Here is a 20,527-nt window from a genome sequence, read left to right as displayed (position 1 = left end):
AAGCCATCGTTGACAGACGAACGCGGTTCTTCTAAAATTAAACTGTCTATTATGGGTTAATCGTTTGATTCGCCAATGGAACTTTATACTTTTAGGAGGTTTTTATTATGTCAGAACCAAACTCCGAACAACAGCGCTACGCCCCGCCCATGGCACCGGACAAAAGCTATGTTGAAATCAATGCCTACGTCATCGGCTGGGGGCTGTTTTTTGCCGCCTTGTTCGCCTTGGCCGTCGGCTACCTGTGTCTGAAAATCGGCCAGACCGTCGACGCCTTTGCGCCGGTCTCAGTCCTCGCCATGGGCATGGCCGTCCTCTTCAAGCGCAAAAACGCCTTCCCTGAAACGGTCCACATCCAGGCCATCGCCAGCGCCGGGACCAACATCATCGGCGGCGTCATGTTCATCCTGCCGGCCCTCTTCATCCTGCAGCTCGACAGTCAGCTATCCTTTGCCGAAATGGTCATCCCCATCATCCTCGGCGGTGTCCTCGGCGTCCTCTTGGCTACGACCTTCCGCCGCTACTTCTGCGAAGAAATGGATGCGGCATATCCCTTCCCGTCGGGTCGGGCAGCGGCTGAAGTCCTGAGCTGCAACGAAGGGTCTAAGGCCAAAGTCATGGTCTTCAGCGGTCTCTTGGCCATGGCCTACGACTTCGTCCTAAACTCCCTCGGCTGGTGGCAGGAAGTCCTGTCGACGATGACCTTCTCCTGGGGCCAGGCGGCAGCTGACAAATACAAGTTAGCCTTCAGCCTCGACAATGACGCTGCCCTCCTCGGCATCGGCTACTTCACAGGCCTTCGCTACGCGGCCATCATTGCTGCCGGTTCCTTCTTCTCCTGGTTCGTCTGTATCCCCGTCGTCTACTATCTCGGCGGTGACCACATCATGACCATCGGCGGCCAGTCGGTCCTCTTAGCCAATGCTTCCATCGACGACGTCTTCTCCCAGTACGTCCGCCACATCGGCATCGGCATGCTGGCCATGGCCGGCATCATCGGTCTGGTCTCCATGTCAGGCGTCGTTGGACGGGTCATGAAAAGAGCCGCCCTGGATATGTTCTCATCAAGCGGCACGTCGGCAACGGACCTTCTCCGGACCCAGCAGGATATGCCCATGAGCCAAATCGTCACCGGCACCTTGGCCATGGATCTCTTATTCATCCTCTTTTTCCACGTCACCTGCTCGCAGAGCATTACCCAGACACTCCTGGCCGGCGTCATTATCATCATCTTCTCCTTCATGCTGTCCGTCGTCGGCATCAGCTCCATTGCCTTTACGGGGAATGAACCCGTTTCAGGCATGACCATCTTCATGATCATCGTATCGGCCGTCCTCATGGGCAACGCCGGCATGAGCGGCAGTTCTGGCATCATCGCCATCCTCATCATGGCCGCCTTCCTCTGTGCGACCTTGGCCGTTGCCGGCAACTTCATGTCGGAACTCAAAGTCGCCTACCTCACAGGCGCTACGCCGAAGAAAATGCAGCAGTGGCAGATTGTCTCGATCATCGTCACCAGCTTCGTCTCCGTCGGCGTCATCTTCCTCTTGAACCACGCCTACGGCTACACCGGCCCCGGCGCCTTGGCAGCTCCTCAGGCCAACGCCATGGCAGCCATCGTCAAACCGATGATGGACGGCGGTGCCGCTCCCTGGCCGCTGTACATGGCCGGTGCCTTCTTTGCCTTCATCCTGTGGATGATGAAAGTCCCGCCCCTGGCCTTCGCCCTCGGCGCCTATCTCCCCATGGAAATCAACACGCCGGTCCTCATCGGCGGTTTAGTATCGTACTTCGTCTCTCACAGCAGCAAAGACGAAGCCTTAAACGAACTTCGCCTCAGTGAAGGCAGCACCATTGCCTCGGGCTTCGTTGCCGGCGGTGCCATCGGCAGCCTCATCAGCGCCGTCCTCCATATCGGCGGCGTCGACTGGTTCTTAAAAGACTGGGTCACAACCCCGGGTGCCACCTATCTCGGTATCGTGGCCTACCTTGGCATGTGCGCTGTCATCTACTGCGTCGCCTGCCGCATCAAGAAGCACGCTTAACGAATGCCTAAGATAATTAAATAAAGACTAAATGAAATGACCTCCCGCAGTCAGACCAAAAAGGTTGATATGACAGCAGGAGGTCATTATATTTACATTTTATATTTCCTTAAAAATTTGCTATACTATAGTCGATAGAGCCCACCACGCATCAGGCGGAAACGTACTGCGGACCATGGTGGGACTTTTTTTATGCTATAAAAAAACCGATCATCTCACGATGACCGGTTTTCTCTTTAGAACGGCGCCCAAGGATTAAGCCAGTGATAGACCATCTGGTCAGCGCCAAAATGGACAGCAATCATTCCGATTACAAATACACCGACGGCACAGGTGCCCACTTTAATCAGATTCTGCTTGGTAGCCAGGCTCTTTACGGCATCCTTCATGTCCTGCAGTTCTTCAGCGGCCGTCCTGTTTTCCATGGCGTCACGCTCTTTCAGTTCCTTAGTGGCATTCGCTTTCACTTCCACCGCACTGCGTTCTTTCAGTTCGTGCCAAACGCACCGCTTGCACCATACCTTCCCGTCAAATCGAACGACCTTCTTTTTCTTTCCGCAAACACTGCACTTCCCCGTCATGACCTTGCTCCCTTCAACCGACGATCTTCGCCTCGGCTTCTATTGTTATAGTTTAGTTTTATTTTATTATATCATATATTTACTTTCTATCACAAAGAGGTTATCAAAATATGAACATCGAAATCACCGCCTTGAAAAAACCGCCACCTTGCCGCATCATTGGGTCCATCCGTTTTTCTACTGACCATAAAGCCTTAGAAATCTACAACAACGAGGCCTTCCCGCCAAACTTCAAACACTGCATCACTGATGGACAGCCCGTTCACAGAAGAATCCGAGTAAAAAAGAGAGCACGACCTGAGCGAAAAGCTCCGTCGTGCCCTCTCTTCCATATATCGAAATTATGCCTCCTTAGGCGCGTTTTTCATCCAAACCTGGGCGTCTTTTTCAGCCCCTTTCGTGTTCTGAGCCATGACCCCGACCAAGGGATGGGCTACATACAGTTCTTCCAAGTAAGCCATCTCTTGGGCAGACAGCTTCAAGTCTACGGCCCGTGCCGCACCTTCTACATGGTGAAGTTTGGTCGCTCCGGCAACGGGGGCCGTCACCTTCGACAGCAGCCATGCCAGAGAAATATCGGTCATCGTCACTCCACGGTTTTCTGCCAATTCAGCGACGCGTTCGATAATGCCTTCATCGGCCGAGGCCATCTGATCGTACTTTCCTTTAGCGTAGCTGTCCTCTTCAGAGCGCTTCGTCTTTTCGCCGGGCCGACGAGAAAGCCGTCCGCTGGCAAGGGCACTGTACGGTGTCATGGCGATGCCGTCTTCGGCGCAGAGCCCGGCCATTTCCCGTTCTTCTTCACGGAAGATCAAGTTGTAGTGATTCTGTACAGAAACGAAGGGGGCAAACCCTTCCTTTTCGGCCAGCGCATTGGCCTTGGCCAGCTGCCAAGCGTAGCAATTGGCAATGCCGATTTGACGTACCTTCCCGGCCTTGACCATGCGGTTCATCCCGTCAAGGATATCGTAAATCGGCGTCTGATAATCCCACATATGGTAAATATAGAGGTCAACGTAATCCATGCCCAGATGGGAAAGGCTCAAGTCCAGCATCTGTTCGATATGCTGCTGCCCCGTTACGCCGTCTTCGATTTCCCTCGTACTGCGCGGCAGAAACTTCGTCGCCACGACGACGTCTTCCCGCTTGGCAAAGTCACGCAGGGCTCTGCCGAGATATTCCTCACTGGTCCCGTTTTGATAAGCAATGGCCGTGTCAAAAAAATTGATGCCCAACTCTAAAGCGTGTTTGATAATGCCCCGACTCGTATCTTCATCGACAGTCCAACTGTGCTGACCCGTTGCCGCATTGCCAAAGCCCATGCAGCCCAGGCAGATTCTCGATACTTCAAGATCAGAATTTCCAAGCTTTGTATATTCCATAAATAGATTCCTCCTTCACGTCTGATAGCGATTCTATCGTTCCCCTGCGCCGTCACTCCCCAAGAGCTTTCGCAGGCAATGGTAGGTAATATCATAAACAGTATGTTCCCGAAAGCCGACCTGCCCTTCCTCCATGGCCCGCCGCTGTTCGTCCGTGACCACGACGTAGGGATAAATCCCAAAGAGGAAAGGAAAGAAGGCATACAAGAATTCGCTTCGCTCGGCCTCGGTCATCTCCGGGCAGAACGTGATAAGGCAACGGTCGACAGCCTTGATGGAATTCCCATAGGCGAACTTGAAGGCCGTCAGATTCTCATAACGGCTGTTTTCCTCCATATCGAAATGGTTCATGGAGAGGAGCTTCAACAGGCGCTTCCGCTTTTCCAAAGAGCGGGCCATGGCCTGAGCCAATCCATCCCGCGTGAGAGACGGTGTACTATCTGCCAAGGCATTCAAATCTGCCGTCCAGGCTTCATATTCCCGCTGCATCAACGCCAGGAAGATTTCTTCTTTTGTTCTGAAATAGTTATAGATGGACGTCCGGGTAAAGGACGTCGCCTTCCCTATCTCCTTGATGGTGATGTCCTTGAAACTCATCGTTTCATAAAGACGAGCGCAGGCCGCGATGATTTCTTCTCGCCGTTCCTGCAAATAATGCGCTGACACCCTCGGCATGGGATAGCCCCCCTTCAAAATTAGGTGTTTATAAGAACGATTCGATGATAATTCAAGCTTCCCGTCCGTTCTTTTTTACATTATAGATCATAAATGACACCGTGTCAATATAAAACTTGTCGTATATAAAAGGTTAGGGCCATAGTGAATCGCCTTTTCACCATGGTCCCAACCAGTATGATAAATTCCATTTTTATTTGCAAATATGATCGAAGATATATTGCAGCGCCTCTTTGGCCTGCTGATATCGTTCTTCCGTCCCACTCAAGATGACGCTGTTTTCACTGCCCCGTTCGGCCTTATCACTGCCAGTGCTCAAAGGGCTGTTGGCGGTTTCAAATTCGATATATCCGCTCAGCAGCGTCGATTTCAACTTGGCCTGGACGGCTACGATTGACTTGAAGGGAATGACCTTGAAGTTATTATCCCCGAGATTCCATAATCCGCCGCCAGTCTTATCGATGACGACGGCCTTTTCATGGACGTAAAGATTGGCCCCGCGGCAATCGACTGCATACAATTCCTGCCCCAAAAACTCCCGCACCGGACTGGGCCGCATCTCGTTCTTATCCGAAGAGCCGCCCTTCATGGCATCAAATAATCCCATTATCACATACTTCCTTTCTAATCTGTATTCACAAGAGCCTCACCCGACTTGTAAAGCCTCGTTGTCTCGAACTCGATCTAGGGTCTCATCTTAAATCAATATACTATATATTCAAGTTACTGCCGCGTATGTATCAAAGTTTCATATTTATTTTAATTATATCACGATATTATTTACAATAAAAAGCGAATCGCAATCCAATTTTCGGTAAATCCCCCTCCCGAATTCTCTGATTATCATCTATTCTTTCGTTGAAATCCCCCAAAAACGCCTTTATGTAACGTTATTACCATCATTTCGTTATCTTTTTATTGAATATTCGCCATTTTACAAAGATTATGCGTTTATTGACCATATTATATCTCAAATGATATTATTATACTGTAATATATTTCATGCTATACATATATACAGTAAGAAAGGATGATATAGGAAATGAACAAATATGTAAAGTACTGGAAAGGGGTCCTAGTGGTCTGCCTGGTTTCTTTGATGCTGGTTGGCTGCGGTATCGGCAGCAGTGACACCTTGACAACAGGTTATTACAAAAATGCTGCCATCAAGGCCAACGGCGAATTCGTCATCAAGGACAAGGTGGACGATGACAAAGCCACAGACGGCGGCATCTATTATTATGTTGAACTCGGCAAAGAAGAAGCCACCAAAGACAAGGTAATCAAGATTACCTCGATGTCCGGAGGCATCCCCATCGATGTTCCTTGGAAAAGCGCCGAGGGGAACGAAACCTTTGCCACCATGAGTAAGGTTACCGTCGACTATAGTCAGGACGGATACATTAAACAGTCTTATGAAAAGACGACTGGCGATAAAGGCTTAGGTGCCAACGGTGAAGCAGCTGTCCGCTATAAGATTGCCCAGGATGGAGAAAACAAGGGAAAAGTCGAAAGAATTTATTACTATGACAGCGACGGAAACAACAAGGCCTACGGTGACTTAGCCCAGGCTGCGATTTCATATACGAAACAGGGCCAGATCGCAGAGCTCAGCTACCTGGATAAAAACGGCAGCAAAACCACCGGCCTGTGGGGCGCTAATAAACTGGGCTTCCTCTATGACAAAGAAAAGCCCGACGTCTTTATCGGCTTTGAAATCAGAGATCATAACGGGACGCCCATCGATAATGGAATGAAATATTCCCGCATCGCCTATGAATTCAACAAAGACGGGCGCGTCATCGACAAAAAACTGCTCAATAAAACGGGTGAACTCGACGGCAGTGCCTTAAAAAAGGTCTATATTCAACTGGATCAGGGTGATATTCTCCAAAATCATCTGTCCCTCATCCGTCAAGGAATATTCTTCAGCAGCGCCGAAACGAAGTATACCTATGATGACAAGCACAGCGGGCCTGTCAAAATCAGTTTCTTCGGCATCGACGGTCAGCCTTCCGCGTCTGAATTAGATCTCAAAGGTGTAGCCGCCATTGAAATCGGTTATGACGACAAGGATCGGGTCAACAACCTGAAATTTATCGGTACGGACGGACAAAGCGTTTCCCCTGAGATCTACGGCGCCAAGGGACCTGACGAAGTAAAGATTGAATATGACGATAAGGGCAATATCAGTAAGGACATCTTCTATCGAAACGGCGAGCCCACGGCCTATCCATTCAGCAAGGATGAAACATCAGATGTCGCCGCCATCGAGACAAAATACGATGAACAGCGCCGCAAAACGGAACTATCCTATCTTAACAAAACCGGAGCCCCAACGTACAGAACAATCTATGGTACACTCAAATACTACGGTATGAAGTATACGTATACGGGAAATATCAGCAATCTTAGCTATCTCGACAGCTCGGGCACTGAATTCAAAGCTGAGCCGAGTGCGGTTCTCATCGGTTCTTGGAAACAACAGGGATCTCCCACCGGCTACACCTGGGTCATCAATAAAGACGGAACGATGAAAATTCTTCGACCGCAGGGGCAAGACAGCACACATACTTATACCACCAGTGAAGTCTATATTTCCCGCAACGGAACGGGGACACTACACATAGAAATCTCGGGCGTCACCGGTGCCAGTTCCGACTTATTAACCTTCAAGACAGCCGATCGATTTGAATTGCAGGGTATATTCGATACGACCACCTTCGTTCGACAAAACAATTAGAAGGCTGCATAAAACAACACCATAAGACGCAATGAGGCTGTCGCCTGGAAGTAGTTCGCCTTCCAAGCAGTGACAGCAGGTACGAAAAACACCGTGAGTTCTGAGAACTCACGGTGTTTTCTTTCTATCAATAGACTTCTTCATTTTTTCGTTTCGTCACTGTCGGATATTCATCTATGACTTTCTGGCGGCGCGGGCATTCGGCATCGTGGTCATTGATGATGCCGCAGGCCTGAAGGTGTGAGTAGATGGTGACCGGGCCGACATACTTAAAGCCTCGTTTCTTCAGATCCTTACTGATCCTTACTGATCCTTACTGATCCTTAGCCGACAGGCCGTTGCTTACGGGAATCTGCCCCTTGGCATGGCCTTGGTAGAGAATCGTTTTGCCGCCGGTAAAGCTCCAGAAATAGTCACACAGGCTTCCGAACTCGTCCCGTATTTTCTGGCACAGCACTGAGCATTACTGATAACGGCCCTTGTCTTTCGTGGAAATCGAATCATGCCGTCCGTATTCAAGATGCGCTCCACATCGTCATCATCATAGGCAGCAACCTTGTCGTAATCGAAGTTATCAAAACACTGCCGAAAAATGTCCCGCTTGCGCATCACGAGCAGCCAACTGAGGCCGCACTGGAGATTTTCCAGCGTCAGATGCTCGAACATATTCCGATCATCGTGAACCGGAACCCCCATTCACTGTCATGATACTGTGTATTCAGCGGATCTGTACTTGCCCACTCGCAATAACCCATCGTCTCATCGCTCCTTTTCGCTACGTCACGACCCATCAAATTCGGGTACCGCCCTCTTTAACCTCTGTCGAGGTTGCTCGGATACAACCTTGCCCACTTCCGATATCCCCTTTGATGACGCTTGACGCGGATCTCACAAAAACCCATAAACAGATATTTCATATCCCTCTTACCCCAAGAACAACACTCCCTGCAAAAAGCGGCGGTGCCGCCACTACAAGGAAAGCAAGGGAACTATATAATCGCCATAATTCCCTTGGCAATCCGCTGCTCCACATCGGTAAAATGATTCCCCGGATTCATTTCAAAGATTACGTCGACGCCAAGGCCTTTAAAATGTTCTACCATCGCTTCGGTGCAGGTCTCTACAGTCTTAAGCAAGGGATGCCGAGTCTTGGCTTCTTTATCGCCCAGGGAAAAATAAAGTCGATTCGGCACAGTGCCCAGGTCATGATGACGTACAAAGTCTACAAATCCCGGAAACCAGAACGAGGCTGACATGCAGGCTGCCCGGTCGAATACATCGCACTGATAGAGGGCATACAGGGCCAATAAGCCAGCTAGTGAATAGCCGGCAATACCCGTGTGTATCGGTGTGCCTTCGATTAAATCCTGTGCCTTTGGCAGAACGTCTTCTCGTAACCATTCAAGGTGCTGATCGGCACCTCCCGTAAAAGGAGCGTCTTTTTTGGAAAGAGGCGAAGCACTCCACGGCGTCATGGCATGATCCCAATCGGGGATACAGACGACGAGTAAATTAAAGTCATTCGCTGCCGCCTTCCCCTGGAAATCCTGTCCCAAGGCTTGGATTTTCGCCCATATATTTCCCCCGTCCCCATCAAAGGTATGGATCACCACCAACGGCCGATTGGCCTCGGCGGCTGCATATAACGTAAGTTTCTTTTCCCCTATGTCAAAGTCATGCTTTACCAATGGAGTTTCTCCCTTCCTAGTAAGAATAACAGCGTTTTTACAGGCGCAGCCCCTTAAACGGAGCAAGTATGCCGTCAATATCTCCTACCATTATAACAAATAAAAATAAGCCCACCAAGAATCTTCATTCTCGATGGGCAAGGACGGTAAAACCGATTTTATTAGACAGGAACCTTACACAAGCCGCGTCGGTGGAAACATAGTCAAAAATGCACTTCTATTAAGAAGTGCATTTTATCGTTAGTCCCATTGAAGTTTCATAAATTTAGGGTATTCTTCTTCTACATTGCCGACGAGCATAAAAGCCATATCCAGCAGAAAAGCGGGATCGAAGTGATCTTTTATAAACAGGGACCATCGCATGACAATATTGCCATCATCGCTGACGAAAAACTTGCCAAAGCGATATGACATATTACGTTCATTAATCAATTCCAATAATTTTTCTCGCTTTGAAGCATCTTCTATCTTGGCAATATCAAAAATGCTAAGGTCTACAAAAGCCTCGTCCTGGGAAAATTCAAAAATCACGGTAACTAACTTATCGCCTTTAATCTCGTGTTGCGCAATAAAGGCCCGCGTTTTTCCCGCATCATCGGCAGCCTCACGGTAACGATATTCTCTTTCATTCAGATGATCTCTAAATAAATCCAGTTTGCTCATCTTTACCTCCATGATAAAAATAAATACGTGTCATAACTTTTTGCTTCTTTTATCATAACACAAATAACACAGAGTCGTAAATATATATACAAATTCCCCTAAAAAAAGACCTTCCAAGGTTGACTTTTTAGGTCTGCCCTCAGGAGGTCAGGGATTATAAAATCGATTTACTCAGACGGTTATCCTAAACAGGCCGTCGCGATTGCAGTAGGCATAGATAAAGCCATGGCCCCGGCTCAGGAAGCGGCACTGGGCCTCCTGTTCGGGATACAGTTTGACCAGGGTATAGCGATCGGCCGTCACATAAGCTATAAAGGAAATATAGTGTTCCTTAGTCATGGGATGATCGATGTGAACGAAAAATTCATGCTCGATCATGTCATAGTTAATTTGATGTTCGAAAGAGGCCTCTTCCACGGTAAGTACCGGCAGTTTGACACCGCAGCAGTTATAATCGCCTTCACCAAAGGTGGTGATGATATTGCCGCAAATGGGACAGACGTAAAATTTAAGCTTCTTCACATTTCCCGCGCGGTTGTCATTAATGGCATATTCGCCGGCAAAGAGTTCTGCCACGGAAATGCCGAGAGCCTCGGCTAAGGGTGTGACCAGGGTAATATCCGGCAAGCCCTTGCCGGTCTCCCATTTCGAAATCGTCTTGTCACTGATTCGTAATTTCTCCGCCAAGTCTTTTTGCGTCAGTTTTCTTTTTTCACGCAGTTCCTTTACCATCGTGCCTGATATATAGTTCATAGTCATAGTACTCCTTTCTGTTGCTACGACTATCTTAAGCTAAATCCAGAAAGAATACTACCTACGCAGCGTAGAGTACGTCCCTCGCCAAAAGAGGATTCGATGCAAACAGCAAAAAACCAGCCCCGAAGGCACTGGCTTTTTCTATAAAATCGGAAATGGACCTGTCTTTTTTCAATCAATAGCTGTGGGCCACAGCTTCTAAAATGATCCACTGGCCATTTCGTTTTTCCATGTCAAAGTTGAGTTCTAAGTTCCAAACGCGGCGATTGCCGTAAATGCGGGCGTCGACTTTATTGCGCGACTGCAGGGTTGCCTTATCACCATCGACCTTCACGATGACCCGTTCTTCCGTATCGCCAAAGTAACGCATCTGACCGTCGGTGACCTGGCTCAGCCATTCGTCCTTGGACTGATTATAGCCGGTCATATGGACTAAGTGGAAGTCGGGATCGAGGATGGTATTCAAGCCCTGAATATTCTGATTGATTTTATAGGTATAAAACTTGCGGTACGTGTCATATACGGCCATTTCTTCGGCAGTATACTCAGACGGTTTGCTCATGGCGTTGGTCATGTCTACTTGGCGAGACTGGCCGTCTTTAGCTGCCGTCGCATTCGCATTCTGGCTGGCAGCGGCCGTAGCTTCGGTTTTTACGGCGGAAGGCTGTGGTGTCGGTTCCTTGGCTAAGAAAAATCCCGTCGCCCCTAAGGCGATTAAAACGATAACTAAGATACTTTTTTTCATCATCTCGTTTCTCCTTGTCTATTTACAAAAGCTATAAGGTAACTCTCTATTATTCTACGATATCGGTTGAAGCAGCTGTTTCGGTCTGTCTCTTATAGGCCGCCAACCGTTCTTCGAGGCGCTCAATCGTCGCCTGCAGTGCCTGTGACCCCAGCACCATATGAAGCGGCGTGTCTTTCTTATCGACGCTTTCAATAATGCGGGCAGCCATCTTGGCCGGATCGCCGACGGCCAGCCCCTTTTTCGGGTCGAGCATATTGAGGAACCCGTGTACGTGATCGTATTCAGGCATTAAATCTGCGACCTGCGCACTGCCGTAGCGGAATTCCGTACGGGCTCCGCCAGGTTCTACAATGGTGACATGGACGTTGAATTCAGCCACTTCCTGGGCTACGGATTCACAAAAGCCTTCAATCCCGAATTTAGTGGCATGATACATGGAATTAGCGGCATAGGCCACTTGACCTCCATAGGAAGAAATCTGAATGATATGGCCGCCCTGTTGTTTACGAAGGTATGACAGGGATGCGCGAATCAAAGAAATAGAGCCCCGCAAGTTGGTTGCCAGAATGCTGTCCACCTGTTCGTCACTCAGTTCCTCGGCGGCACCGAACAAGCCGTAACCGGCATTGGAAACGATGACGTCGATGCGGCCGTGTTTGGCAAAGGCTTCATCGACGACGCGGCGTACCGCATCCGTATCTCGTACATCGAGGAGTCGACAGTCAAAGGTATCGGGATAGGCCTTGACTAAATCGGCGACGGCTTCCGGTTTGCGAACTGTGCCGATAACTGTATCCCCCTTGGCTAACAACTGCTTCGTCATTTCGAGTCCAAATCCGCTGGATACACCGGTAATCAACCAACTGCGCTTCATATACGTCACTCCTTATCTACTAAAATCCTCACGATTGATATTAAATTTTCTGTCCTACAGGGTGTCTTGCAACTTACATCCCTATCATACAAGAAAAGACGCGCAATAACAATTCGTCTTACGCGTCCATTCCATAAGTTTTACTTATGTGTTTTATGTTAAGCACAAGCAGGTCTTCTTCTTTCGATTTTACATTCACAATTAACCCCTGTCTATGCTACAATAAAGATAATGTTACAATTTTATTATTATTTTTAGTCAAAATCTAGGAGATGTTCACGATGCCCCGAAAACTGATGCTAACCCTCGTTCTGTCTTTATTTTTTGCCTTACCTTGCTTTGCCCACTCCTATCCCCTGTCCGAAGCGTATATCGGAGGCGTCGGCCCTAACTGCACCTTAGGATATGTCAAAAGTATTTATGGAGAACCCAAGTCTAAACGATGGTTCAATACCGATGGAGTCCGCGGCGTCGCCTATTACTACAGCCCCTCGTATCAAGTCACGGGCAGAACCTGGACGAAGAATGCCATACCGGAAGATGAATTCCCTGTCGTCGGATATACGGTAAAAGCAAATAATCTCTCTACCCCTTCGGGCATTACCGTCGGCGTTCCTTACAGCACTGTTGAGAAAATGTATGGGCCCGGTCAACGATACGTCGAAAAAGGGAAGGTTAAATACCTTTACGACCTTCCCGGTCAACGTGCCATTGTTTTTACCATAAATAAAAAGGGCATCATTACCGATATTTACCTGGGAACTGATTTTTAAAGACCTTTTACCGAGAATCGTAATTTAGCTGAATGATCAACAAAAAAACTTGCACAGTATTTTGTGCAAGTTTTTTATAATTACCTCAAGGTGTCCAATTAATGGAAATTTCAGAAATCTTCTTTTTGCTATTATATTTGAACCTCATGTTTTGTTCCCAGCTTCCATTACAAAAGTAGGCATGGTCTCCTTTACGCAGTTCAGAGGGGCTAAAGTAATCGGCGACCATGGAGATATCCTGACCAACGGAAAAGCCGGCCGGCGTCTTTAAACCATTATTGGCTGTCGTCCGAACTTCCAGGACACCGCCCTTACGATTATAGGTAATAAAAAAACTATTCCCATAATTGGCAATATGAACCGTATCAACCGTAACCGGATCGTACTCATAAGAAACCTTATCGGGCTCACCGTAAATAGACTGGACGTAAGCTTCTGTCGAAGTCAAGCTGACACCGCCAATAGCAATGTGACCGTTCCCAATATATGAGATTGGCGAATAAGCAAAGGCCGACAGAGTCATGGCAAAACAAAAGATCAGGCCCAGTAACATAGATAATTTCGTTTTCATTGAACTTCCCCCTTAACGGTAATGGACATCTTCATCGACGACTTCGCCATCTTCATTGATGGTGACGCTGCTCGGTCCAATCCGCTGGGAATGAAAGAGTACCTGGTAGCCGTCTTCTACCACTTCGAGGCCATAAATCATGACACCGGGGTACATATCGGATACGATATCCTGCGCTTCATCGGCATCAATGGCAAAAACAGCGGTCGTCGGTACGATACCACCCAAACTGAAGGCGAGACTCATGCCTAATCCCCCAATGACGAGGGCTTTCTTAAAAAGATTCACAACGCAACCTCCTATAAAAAAACACAATAACAGTTATATATTACAGTTTCGACATAAAATTATATATTCCTGCTAGAAGTTTCCATGTCAATCCTATAGGGGCTTCGTTGTGACTCCGTAACTTGGCGTGATGTTAATTTTGATAGGCCAGTTTTTGCGAGGTTCCACCAAAGCGGTGGGCCGGTCGATACCACAAGAGCAGTACAAAGATGCAAACCGCGGTGACGGCCAGGCTGACCGGATAGGCCATCATGATCCAGTAAAAGTCGTGGTACTGGGGAAAGACGGCAAAAATCCAAAAGAGACGGCTGCCGCAGATACTGACGGTCGTAACGGCTGCCGGCAGTAAAGAAATGCCGAAGCCGCGCATATAGCCGGACATATTTTCATACAAAACGGTGAACACATAGGCAAAGAAGATCATCTTCAAACGAAGCATGCCGAGTTCAATGACGGCCGGATCCGGAGAAAAGAGGGATAACAGGAAGGGGCCGAAAGAGAAAACCAGGAAAACGGCGGCAACGGAGGCGATGATGTCTTCGACGAGAGCAATCTTGAAAATGCGGCGGCAGCGATCGAGCTGGCCGGCGCCGTAATTTTGGCCGACAAAGGTCGTGCAGGCCTGGCTAAAGGAATTGAGGACGTCGTAGGTTATCATTTCGAGGTTAAAGGCAGCAGCCGAAGCGGCAATGGCATTCGTCCCCAAGCTGTTGATGGCTGCCTGGATAACGATGTTGGCCAAGGTAAAGACGCCGCTTTGCACACCGGCCGGAAGGCCGATGGCGACAACGGAGCGGACGCAGTCCCAGTGAATGCCGATGGCTTTAACCTGAAGCTGAATATAGCGTTGAGGCCGCATCAACAGGCGAAACAGGATGACGGCACTGACGGCGTTAGCCAGCACCGTAGCCAGGGCAGCCCCGGCAACGTGCAGGTCGAGGACAGCGACGAAGAACAGGCAGAGAATGACATTCACTAGTTCCGACACAATGAGTACCTTTAAGGGCATGCGCGTATCGCCGACGCTGCGGAAGATGGCCGATTCAAAGTCATAAAGCATGATGACCGGCAGTCCTAAGAGATAAATTCGTAAAAAGAGTACTGCTGACGGCAAGACGTCATCCGGTACGTTGAGAGAATCGAGAAGCGGTGCAGCTATGCCCTCTCCCAAGAGGGCTACGGCGACGCCGACGATCAGGGCCATAACGACGGCTGTATGTACCGTATGAGTTACCGTCAGTCGGTCCTTACGACCGATGGCATTAGCAATGACGACGTTGACGCCGAGGGCCATTCCGATAAAAAGGTTGAGTATCAATCCGATAATCGGAATATTAGCTCCGATGCCGGCGACAGCAATGGTATTGTCGGCCCCGCTGAAATGACCGACGATGGCCAAATCAGAAGCCAGGAACAGTTGTTCCAAAATAACAGTTGCTGCTACCGGCAGGGCAAACAGAGGGATCTTATCCCAAAGCGAACCGTGCAGCATATCTATTTTAAACATTTTTTTGATGGACGCCATGCGTCGTATTTGTTTCTTCCATGGTGGGTCTCCTCCTAACGACACTCATTATAGTGCCGCTAAGGATACATAGCAAAGACCTATAATCTATCATTACCATAGTTTACAAGAATGATTCATCATGCTACAATGAGCCTTAAACAGAAAGGAGACTTCATTCATGGATATCCGCGTCTTACGCTACTTTCTGGCTACGGCCAGGGAACAGAATATCACTCGCGCCGCCGAAACCCTGCACATTGCCCAGCCTTCTCTTTCGAAACAGCTGATGGAACTGGAAGCGGAACTGGGAAAACAATTGTTGATTCGGGGCAAACGACGCATCACCCTTACGGCCGATGGGATACTCCTGCGAAAACGAGCTGAAGAAATCGTTGCCCTCCTCGAAAAAACGGAACAGGAAATCGCCTCGACAGACCAGGATATCAGCGGCACCGTCGCCATCGGCGGCACGCCGCGCCAATGCGTCCTCGAAGCCGCGTCGGCCCTTCATCAGCAGTATTCGAAAATCCGCTTTTCCTTCCACGTCGGTGACGCTCCCGACATCACCGAACGACTCGATCACGGCAGTTTGGATTTCATCGTCCTCCTCGACCGACCGAACAGGGCCACTTACGACGCCCATCCCCTGCCCGACGCCTCGTATTGGGGCCTGCTCATGAAAAACGACGATCCCTTGATCCAAAAGACGGCCATCACGCCAAAAGACCTCTGCAGCCGCCCCCTGGTCATCGCCCAACGAGAAGGGATCCGGCAAATGCTCTTCGATTGGGCCCAATCCTATGCGGACCAATTGGACATCATCGCCACCTACAACGTTCTGAACGGCACGCCGGTCCCTTTCACCCTCTACACGCCGGGCCTGGTCCTCACGATCCGCGATCTCCTGTCGCCGACCATCGATCCGGCCGTCGCCTTCCGTCCCCTCGATCCGCCCATTAACACCAGCCACTACCTGGTCTGGAAACGCTACCCCGCCTTTTCGCCGGCCAGCCAAAAATACCTGGAAACGGTCTATCGCCTCTATCCGAAAAAATAGCCGCAGAAAACGGACCTTTCAGGCCAAAAGAAAACTCCCTTTTAGGCAGACAGGCAATACGCATGCAGCCTGTCCGCTAAAAGGGAGCCCTATAATGTCTTTATAGGTGTAGAGCAGTATCTCTATCAGAGGATTGATTTATAGAGAGCTACAATTTGGGATTTTTCAACGTCTCTCGGATTTCCGGGAGTGCAGGCATCGGCCATGGCCGAATCAGCCAGGAAATCAATGTCTTTTTCCTGAACGCCGAGTTCAGAGAGTTTTCGAGGAATACCGACATCGTCAGCTAATTTCTGGCAGGCATCAATGGCAGCTTGGCGGTATTCGTCCTGACTCATGGTATCAACATCAGCCACGCCCATAGCCCGAGCGACTTCACGATACCGTTCCCCCGTTGCCGACGCATTGAAGGTCAGAACGGGTGCCAAGAGGATGGCACAAGCAACACCATGGGGAATATCATAAAAAGCGCTTAACGGATGAGCCATGGAATGGTCGATCCCCAAGCCGACGTTCGAAAAGCCCATGCCGGCAATGTATTGGCCAAGCGCCATTTTTTCTCGGGCTTCCATGTCCCCTTCAACCGACTTACGCAGCCATTTGCTAATAATTTCAATGGCTTTCAGATGCATCATATCCGTCATTTCCCAAGCGTTCTTGGTAATATAGCCTTCAATCGCATGAACTAACGCATCCATACCGGTCGCAGCACAGAGTTTTTTAGGCATAGATGCAACCATATCCGGATCAATGACCGCCACGATAGGAATATCATGAGGATCGCAGCAGACAAATTTACGATGCTTTTCAGGATCGGTAATGACATAGTTAATCGTAACTTCAGCAGCAGTCCCACTCGTCGTGGACACCGCGATAATCGGCAGGCACTTGTTCTTCGTAGGCGAAGCCCCTTCCAGGCTGCGGACATCGGCAAATTCCGGGTTCGTCAAAATGATGGCAATGGCTTTGGCCGTATCCATCGCAGCGCCGCCGCCGACAGCCACGATGATATCTGCCTTGGCATCCTTACAAAAGGCTACGCCGTCCTGAACATTTTTAATCGTCGGATTGGGCTTAATCTGATCATAAACCGTATACGCGATGCCTGCCGTATCGAAAAGATCGGTAATCTTTGTAGCTACTTTAAATTTCATTAAATCCTTGTCGGTAATGACGACGACATGCTGACAGCCACGGGCTTTCACTTCCGTGACGATTTCATTGATAGCGCCTTTACCAAAGTACGAAGTTTCATTTAAAGTGATCTTATTTGCCATAGAGCATTCCTCCTACAACGAGTATAAATTATTTTCATTTATTTATATGAAATTATCATGCCAAATAAGAGAAAGAAAAAAGGATGAAGGCCTTCTATTGGCACTGTTACGCCGTATATATTTTTTTGTCTCGTTTTTTTCAGGAAAAATGAAAACAGAAAAAGCAAAAAAAGTCTCAAATATCTTGAGACGTTTGAGACTTTTTGAGAATTTTGAGATTTATGAGACAGTTCAAGGGCAGGCTAAGGGTGGCGGCGCCGGATTTCTTTAGGCCGAATCCCATAGTGCTGACACAGGCGGTAAAAAGTCGCGCGGCTTACGCCATAGGAAGCAGCCGCGACCGATACCTTCCCAAAGGATTTTTCCAGGCACTGCAGAAGTGCCGTTTTTTCTGCGTCATCCCTGGAATGATGCTTCAATACGGGAGACGTAACGGGTTGCTGCCTGTCCCGAAGCGATAAGTCATGAGGCATGATAACGGCCGATGAGCTGGTATAAAAAGCTCGTTCAATGCAATTTTGCAGCTCTCTTACGTTGCCGGGCCAAGCATATTCCTGCAGGGATTTCAAGGCCGCCGGCGATAGTTGGCGGGTTCGATCGTGATAGCGACTGTTAAAACGCTTCAGAAACAGGTTAGCACAGTAACGGATATCTTTCGGTCGGCTGCGGAGGGGTGGGATGGATAGTTTAAGAATATTCAATCGATAGTATAAGTCGCTGCGAAACGTTCCTTTCGCGACTTCCGATTCCAAACAGCGATTGGTCGCCGAAATGACGCGGACATCGAGTTTCTTTTCTTCTTTACCGCCAATACGGCGAATACAAAGGGTTTCGACAGCCCGCAGCAGCTTGGCTTGGAATTCCAGGGGCATTTCCCCAATTTCGTCGAGAAAGAGCGTTCCGTGGTCGGCTAGTTCGAATTTGCCGGGATTCCCTTCGCGAAGTGCTCCCGTAAAGGAACCTTTTTCATAGCCGAATAATTCACTTTCAATCAAATCGCGAGGTAACGATGCACAATTTACGGCAACAAAAGGTCCTTTGCAGCGAGGACTTGCGGCATGGATGGCCTGAGCAAAGAGTTCTTTACCAGTTCCGCTTTCCCCTTCAATGAGGAGGCTGCTGTCATAGTGAGCATACTGACGGGCTTCGGCAATGACTTCCTGCATGGAGGAATCGTCCGTATAAATCGTTTGAAAGGTATACGTCGCCTGATTGCCGGCCACGCGGTTAACGGAGCGAAATAAGTGTTCCTGCCGCCGCAAAACCAGCGTATAGGTTTGCCCCGTAGCATCACAAGTTGGCGATAGTGCGGCACTGAAATGGTATGTTTTCTTCGGTAAAACGACACAAAGATCATCCATATAGACCGGACTATCACTCTTTGCCTGGGAATTCATGGCCGACCAGTCGATTTGCGGCAGGACACGGCGGAAATCGAGGGCCGACAACTCGCCATGCGATAAGCCCAATTCACGATAGGCCGTCGCATTGGCCCAGCGCAGGGTTAATTTATCGTTTAAAAGGAGAATCGATTCTTGCAAACCGTCGGCAGCCGCCTTCATGAAATGGCTCTGGTGATAAGAACGCAGTGTCTGTTCGATACTAAAGGCGCAGGCTACCACCAAGGCTAAGGTATGAGGATGAGCTGCATCGGCACTGCCGGAAAGGTCCAGCACGCCGATCACTTGTCCGCCATTGCCATGGATAGGCGCAGCTGAACAGCTCCAGTTATGCTGGTCAGCGCAATAATGCTCGGCACCGACAAGCTGTATGGGCCTATCATATTCCAGGGCAAGCCCCGGTCCATTCGTACCAACACAGTCATTTCGCCAAACAGAACCGGGATGGAAAAAAATATTTTCTGAATGCTGTAAAATCGTGTCGTCCCCAATCGTACGCAGCACGCAGCCAGTACTATCCATTAAGGCTAAGAGCGAGTGCGATTCCCGGACAATTTCATGAACACTTTGCATGATCGGTTCCGCCACTTGCAGCAATAATCTGTTTTTTTGGCGGATTCTATTTAGATGCGCTAAATCAACGGGGAGATTTTTCCGGTGCCATGGGTCGATTCCTTTCTGGCGGCACTCTTTCCACGAATGGGCAATGAGTGGCGGTAATCCCTTGCTCAAGACGCCCTCTTCGATAAAGCGACGCCAGATTTTTTTCCGTTCTTGTAAATCCATAACTACAATAACTCCTTTGCCTATAAAAAAATCCAGTGTATCCTTATATCCATTTTACCACCCTTCCCTCCTTTTAAACACCTGGTACCTTTCAAGCATGAGCAAATTCAGCATCGATTGACCAACCATAATGGCGGAACCACTGGGCAACTCCCTGTTAATACAGGTTAGACGACGATATTATCCCATCCTATAGTAAAAAAAACGACCTCACAGCGTTAGATGTTTAAGTCTAACGTTAGGAGGTCGTTTCACTCTAGGAGGCTTCTTTCAACTTATCGGTTTCGGAGTATCTTTATCTTCTAATCAAAAGCAGACGCCGGCCTGCAAAATGACATTGGGATAGTAGGAAAATTCACCGGTCCGTACGGCAAATTTAACATGAGCTGATTCTTTTTTCAAATCTACATGAGGAATGAAATCTTCTTCAGCCCCCTTCAAGGTATCCCGCAGGTGGCCCAAGATTTCCGGATTGGTCTTTTTGATTTCTTCAGCCAGCGTATACTGTTCGACGACGATTTCATCCATGATCGCGTCGAAGACTTGGCGAAAGGTCGGTACGCCGCCTACGACAGCCAAATCGATAATGGGAACGCCACTGGGAATCGGCATTCCGGCATCACAGAGGAGAAACCGATCTTTATGGCCCAGGGCGGCTAAGGCGCCGGCCAGCTGGCCGTGGATAATCCCTTTTTTCTTCATAACAACACGTC

Annotated in this window: 21 protein-coding genes; 4 read left to right on the top strand and 17 right to left on the bottom strand. The window is 48.9% G+C overall.

The window, feature by feature from the left end:
- Nucleotides 1-107: 107 nt before the first annotated feature.
- On the top strand, nt 108-2,045 hold the full coding sequence (locus tag HMPREF3201_RS10080; RefSeq protein WP_062412934.1) for an OPT family oligopeptide transporter: 1,938 nt from the start codon (nt 108-110) through the stop codon (nt 2,043-2,045).
- 236 nt (nt 2,046-2,281) lie between these two features.
- Here the strand turns inward: HMPREF3201_RS10080 and HMPREF3201_RS10075 are convergent, their stop codons facing one another.
- The 4 genes from HMPREF3201_RS10075 to HMPREF3201_RS10060 form a co-directional block, all read right to left on the bottom strand.
- Nucleotides 2,282-2,626: a hypothetical protein gene (locus HMPREF3201_RS10075; protein ID WP_062412933.1), complete on the bottom strand. Its 345-nt coding sequence runs from the start codon at nt 2,624-2,626 to the stop codon at nt 2,282-2,284.
- Nucleotides 2,627-2,967: 341 nt separating this feature from the next.
- Nucleotides 2,968-4,008, bottom strand: a complete 1,041-nt coding sequence (locus tag HMPREF3201_RS10070; protein ID WP_062412932.1) for an aldo/keto reductase — start codon at nt 4,006-4,008, stop codon at nt 2,968-2,970.
- 33 nt (nt 4,009-4,041) lie between these two features.
- Nucleotides 4,042-4,683, bottom strand: coding sequence for a TetR/AcrR family transcriptional regulator (locus HMPREF3201_RS10065; RefSeq protein ID WP_062412931.1), 642 nt, complete (start codon nt 4,681-4,683; stop codon nt 4,042-4,044).
- Nucleotides 4,684-4,876: 193 nt separating this feature from the next.
- The gene (locus HMPREF3201_RS10060) at nt 4,877-5,290 is read right to left on the bottom strand and encodes a hypothetical protein (protein ID WP_197408290.1); all 414 of its coding nucleotides are present in this window, start codon (nt 5,288-5,290) and stop codon (nt 4,877-4,879) included.
- A gap of 435 nt (nt 5,291-5,725) precedes the next feature.
- Between HMPREF3201_RS10060 and HMPREF3201_RS10055 the strand changes: the two genes are divergently transcribed.
- Nucleotides 5,726-7,426 carry a hypothetical protein gene (locus HMPREF3201_RS10055; protein WP_062412930.1) on the top strand — a complete coding sequence of 567 codons (1,701 nt, stop codon included), beginning with the start codon at nt 5,726-5,728 and terminating at the stop codon, nt 7,424-7,426.
- 127 nt (nt 7,427-7,553) lie between these two features.
- Here the strand turns inward: HMPREF3201_RS10055 and HMPREF3201_RS12070 are convergent, their stop codons facing one another.
- The 7 genes from HMPREF3201_RS12070 to HMPREF3201_RS10025 form a co-directional block, all read right to left on the bottom strand.
- Nucleotides 7,554-7,715 (bottom strand): DNA-3-methyladenine glycosylase I, encoded by a 162-nt coding sequence (locus HMPREF3201_RS12070; protein WP_255353919.1) that lies wholly within the window; start codon nt 7,713-7,715, stop codon nt 7,554-7,556.
- Nucleotides 7,716-7,768: 53 nt separating this feature from the next.
- A complete protein-coding gene (locus HMPREF3201_RS12065; RefSeq protein WP_255353918.1) occupies nt 7,769-8,092 on the bottom strand; it encodes a DNA-3-methyladenine glycosylase I in 324 nt (107 codons plus the stop codon).
- A gap of 323 nt (nt 8,093-8,415) precedes the next feature.
- A complete protein-coding gene (locus tag HMPREF3201_RS10045) occupies nt 8,416-9,114 on the bottom strand; it encodes an alpha/beta hydrolase-fold protein (RefSeq protein ID WP_062412929.1) in 699 nt (232 codons plus the stop codon).
- A 240-nt stretch (nt 9,115-9,354) separates the two neighbouring features.
- Nucleotides 9,355-9,777: a type III secretion system chaperone family protein gene (locus HMPREF3201_RS10040; RefSeq protein WP_062412928.1), complete on the bottom strand. Its 423-nt coding sequence runs from the start codon at nt 9,775-9,777 to the stop codon at nt 9,355-9,357.
- Between the two features lie 171 nt (nt 9,778-9,948).
- A complete protein-coding gene (locus HMPREF3201_RS10035; protein WP_062412927.1) occupies nt 9,949-10,530 on the bottom strand; it encodes a helix-turn-helix domain-containing protein in 582 nt (193 codons plus the stop codon).
- Nucleotides 10,531-10,708: 178 nt separating this feature from the next.
- Nucleotides 10,709-11,281: a nuclear transport factor 2 family protein gene (locus tag HMPREF3201_RS11670; RefSeq protein WP_062412926.1), complete on the bottom strand. Its 573-nt coding sequence runs from the start codon at nt 11,279-11,281 to the stop codon at nt 10,709-10,711.
- 46 nt (nt 11,282-11,327) lie between these two features.
- Complete coding sequence (locus HMPREF3201_RS10025) at nt 11,328-12,155, bottom strand: SDR family oxidoreductase (protein ID WP_062412925.1); 828 nt, start codon at nt 12,153-12,155, stop codon at nt 11,328-11,330.
- Between the two features lie 281 nt (nt 12,156-12,436).
- Here HMPREF3201_RS10025 and HMPREF3201_RS10020 point away from each other — a divergent pair, with 281 nt between their 5' ends.
- Complete coding sequence (locus HMPREF3201_RS10020; protein ID WP_062412924.1) at nt 12,437-12,928, top strand: hypothetical protein; 492 nt, start codon at nt 12,437-12,439, stop codon at nt 12,926-12,928.
- Nucleotides 12,929-13,013: 85 nt separating this feature from the next.
- On the opposite strand, the gene HMPREF3201_RS10015 is transcribed toward HMPREF3201_RS10020, so the two are convergent.
- The 3 genes from HMPREF3201_RS10015 to HMPREF3201_RS10005 form a co-directional block, all read right to left on the bottom strand.
- Nucleotides 13,014-13,499 (bottom strand): hypothetical protein, encoded by a 486-nt coding sequence (locus HMPREF3201_RS10015; RefSeq protein ID WP_062412923.1) that lies wholly within the window; start codon nt 13,497-13,499, stop codon nt 13,014-13,016.
- 12 nt (nt 13,500-13,511) lie between these two features.
- Nucleotides 13,512-13,787 carry a hypothetical protein gene (locus HMPREF3201_RS10010; RefSeq protein WP_062412922.1) on the bottom strand — a complete coding sequence of 92 codons (276 nt, stop codon included), beginning with the start codon at nt 13,785-13,787 and terminating at the stop codon, nt 13,512-13,514.
- Between the two features lie 133 nt (nt 13,788-13,920).
- On the bottom strand, nt 13,921-15,294 hold the full coding sequence (locus HMPREF3201_RS10005) for an MATE family efflux transporter (protein ID WP_154253922.1): 1,374 nt from the start codon (nt 15,292-15,294) through the stop codon (nt 13,921-13,923).
- Between the two features lie 178 nt (nt 15,295-15,472).
- Between HMPREF3201_RS10005 and HMPREF3201_RS10000 the strand changes: the two genes are divergently transcribed.
- A complete protein-coding gene (locus HMPREF3201_RS10000; protein WP_062412920.1) occupies nt 15,473-16,351 on the top strand; it encodes a LysR family transcriptional regulator in 879 nt (292 codons plus the stop codon).
- Between the two features lie 125 nt (nt 16,352-16,476).
- Here HMPREF3201_RS10000 and fucO read toward each other — a convergent pair whose 3' ends face one another.
- The 3 genes from fucO to rbsD all read right to left on the bottom strand — a co-directional run bounded on the left by fucO (nt 16,477) and on the right by rbsD (nt 20,516).
- On the bottom strand, nt 16,477-17,628 hold the full coding sequence (gene fucO, locus HMPREF3201_RS09995) for a lactaldehyde reductase (RefSeq protein ID WP_062412919.1): 1,152 nt from the start codon (nt 17,626-17,628) through the stop codon (nt 16,477-16,479).
- A gap of 242 nt (nt 17,629-17,870) precedes the next feature.
- Nucleotides 17,871-19,814 carry a sigma-54-dependent Fis family transcriptional regulator gene (locus HMPREF3201_RS09990; RefSeq protein ID WP_062412918.1) on the bottom strand — a complete coding sequence of 648 codons (1,944 nt, stop codon included), beginning with the start codon at nt 19,812-19,814 and terminating at the stop codon, nt 17,871-17,873.
- A 306-nt stretch (nt 19,815-20,120) separates the two neighbouring features.
- Nucleotides 20,121-20,516 carry a D-ribose pyranase gene (gene rbsD, locus HMPREF3201_RS09985; RefSeq protein ID WP_062412917.1) on the bottom strand — a complete coding sequence of 132 codons (396 nt, stop codon included), beginning with the start codon at nt 20,514-20,516 and terminating at the stop codon, nt 20,121-20,123.
- Between the last annotated feature and the right edge of the window lie 11 nt (nt 20,517-20,527).

The organism is Megasphaera sp. MJR8396C, assembly GCF_001546855.1.
GTDB lineage: Bacteria > Bacillota > Negativicutes > Veillonellales > Megasphaeraceae > Megasphaera.
The sequence above is the reverse complement of the archived record's forward strand: the minus strand, read 5'-3'. Positions and strand labels throughout refer to the sequence as shown.

Bases quoted from the DNA above. Each gene is read 5' to 3' on its own strand.
- HMPREF3201_RS10020 (WP_062412924.1), top strand. From the start codon at position 12,437: ATGCCCCGAAAACTGATGCTAACCCTCGTTCTGTCTTTATTTTTTGCC.
- HMPREF3201_RS10065 (WP_062412931.1), bottom strand. From the start codon at position 4,683: ATGCCGAGGGTGTCAGCGCATTATTTGCAGGAACGGCGAGAAGAAATC.
- HMPREF3201_RS12065 (WP_255353918.1), bottom strand. From the start codon at position 8,092: ATGTTCGAGCATCTGACGCTGGAAAATCTCCAGTGCGGCCTCAGTTGG.
- fucO (WP_062412919.1), bottom strand. From the start codon at position 17,628: ATGGCAAATAAGATCACTTTAAATGAAACTTCGTACTTTGGTAAAGGC.
- HMPREF3201_RS10025 (WP_062412925.1), bottom strand. From the start codon at position 12,155: ATGAAGCGCAGTTGGTTGATTACCGGTGTATCCAGCGGATTTGGACTC.
- HMPREF3201_RS10035 (WP_062412927.1), bottom strand. From the start codon at position 10,530: ATGAACTATATATCAGGCACGATGGTAAAGGAACTGCGTGAAAAAAGA.
- HMPREF3201_RS10000 (WP_062412920.1), top strand. From the start codon at position 15,473: ATGGATATCCGCGTCTTACGCTACTTTCTGGCTACGGCCAGGGAACAG.
- HMPREF3201_RS10040 (WP_062412928.1), bottom strand. From the start codon at position 9,777: ATGAGCAAACTGGATTTATTTAGAGATCATCTGAATGAAAGAGAATAT.
- HMPREF3201_RS11670 (WP_062412926.1), bottom strand. From the start codon at position 11,281: ATGATGAAAAAAAGTATCTTAGTTATCGTTTTAATCGCCTTAGGGGCG.
- HMPREF3201_RS10005 (WP_154253922.1), bottom strand. From the start codon at position 15,294: ATGTTTAAAATAGATATGCTGCACGGTTCGCTTTGGGATAAGATCCCT.
- HMPREF3201_RS10015 (WP_062412923.1), bottom strand. From the start codon at position 13,499: ATGAAAACGAAATTATCTATGTTACTGGGCCTGATCTTTTGTTTTGCC.
- rbsD (WP_062412917.1), bottom strand. From the start codon at position 20,516: ATGAAGAAAAAAGGGATTATCCACGGCCAGCTGGCCGGCGCCTTAGCC.
- HMPREF3201_RS10075 (WP_062412933.1), bottom strand. From the start codon at position 2,626: ATGACGGGGAAGTGCAGTGTTTGCGGAAAGAAAAAGAAGGTCGTTCGA.
- HMPREF3201_RS10080 (WP_062412934.1), top strand. From the start codon at position 108: ATGTCAGAACCAAACTCCGAACAACAGCGCTACGCCCCGCCCATGGCA.
- HMPREF3201_RS09990 (WP_062412918.1), bottom strand. From the start codon at position 19,814: ATGGATTTACAAGAACGGAAAAAAATCTGGCGTCGCTTTATCGAAGAG.
- HMPREF3201_RS10070 (WP_062412932.1), bottom strand. From the start codon at position 4,008: ATGGAATATACAAAGCTTGGAAATTCTGATCTTGAAGTATCGAGAATC.
- HMPREF3201_RS10060 (WP_197408290.1), bottom strand. From the start codon at position 5,290: ATGGGATTATTTGATGCCATGAAGGGCGGCTCTTCGGATAAGAACGAG.
- HMPREF3201_RS10055 (WP_062412930.1), top strand. From the start codon at position 5,726: ATGAACAAATATGTAAAGTACTGGAAAGGGGTCCTAGTGGTCTGCCTG.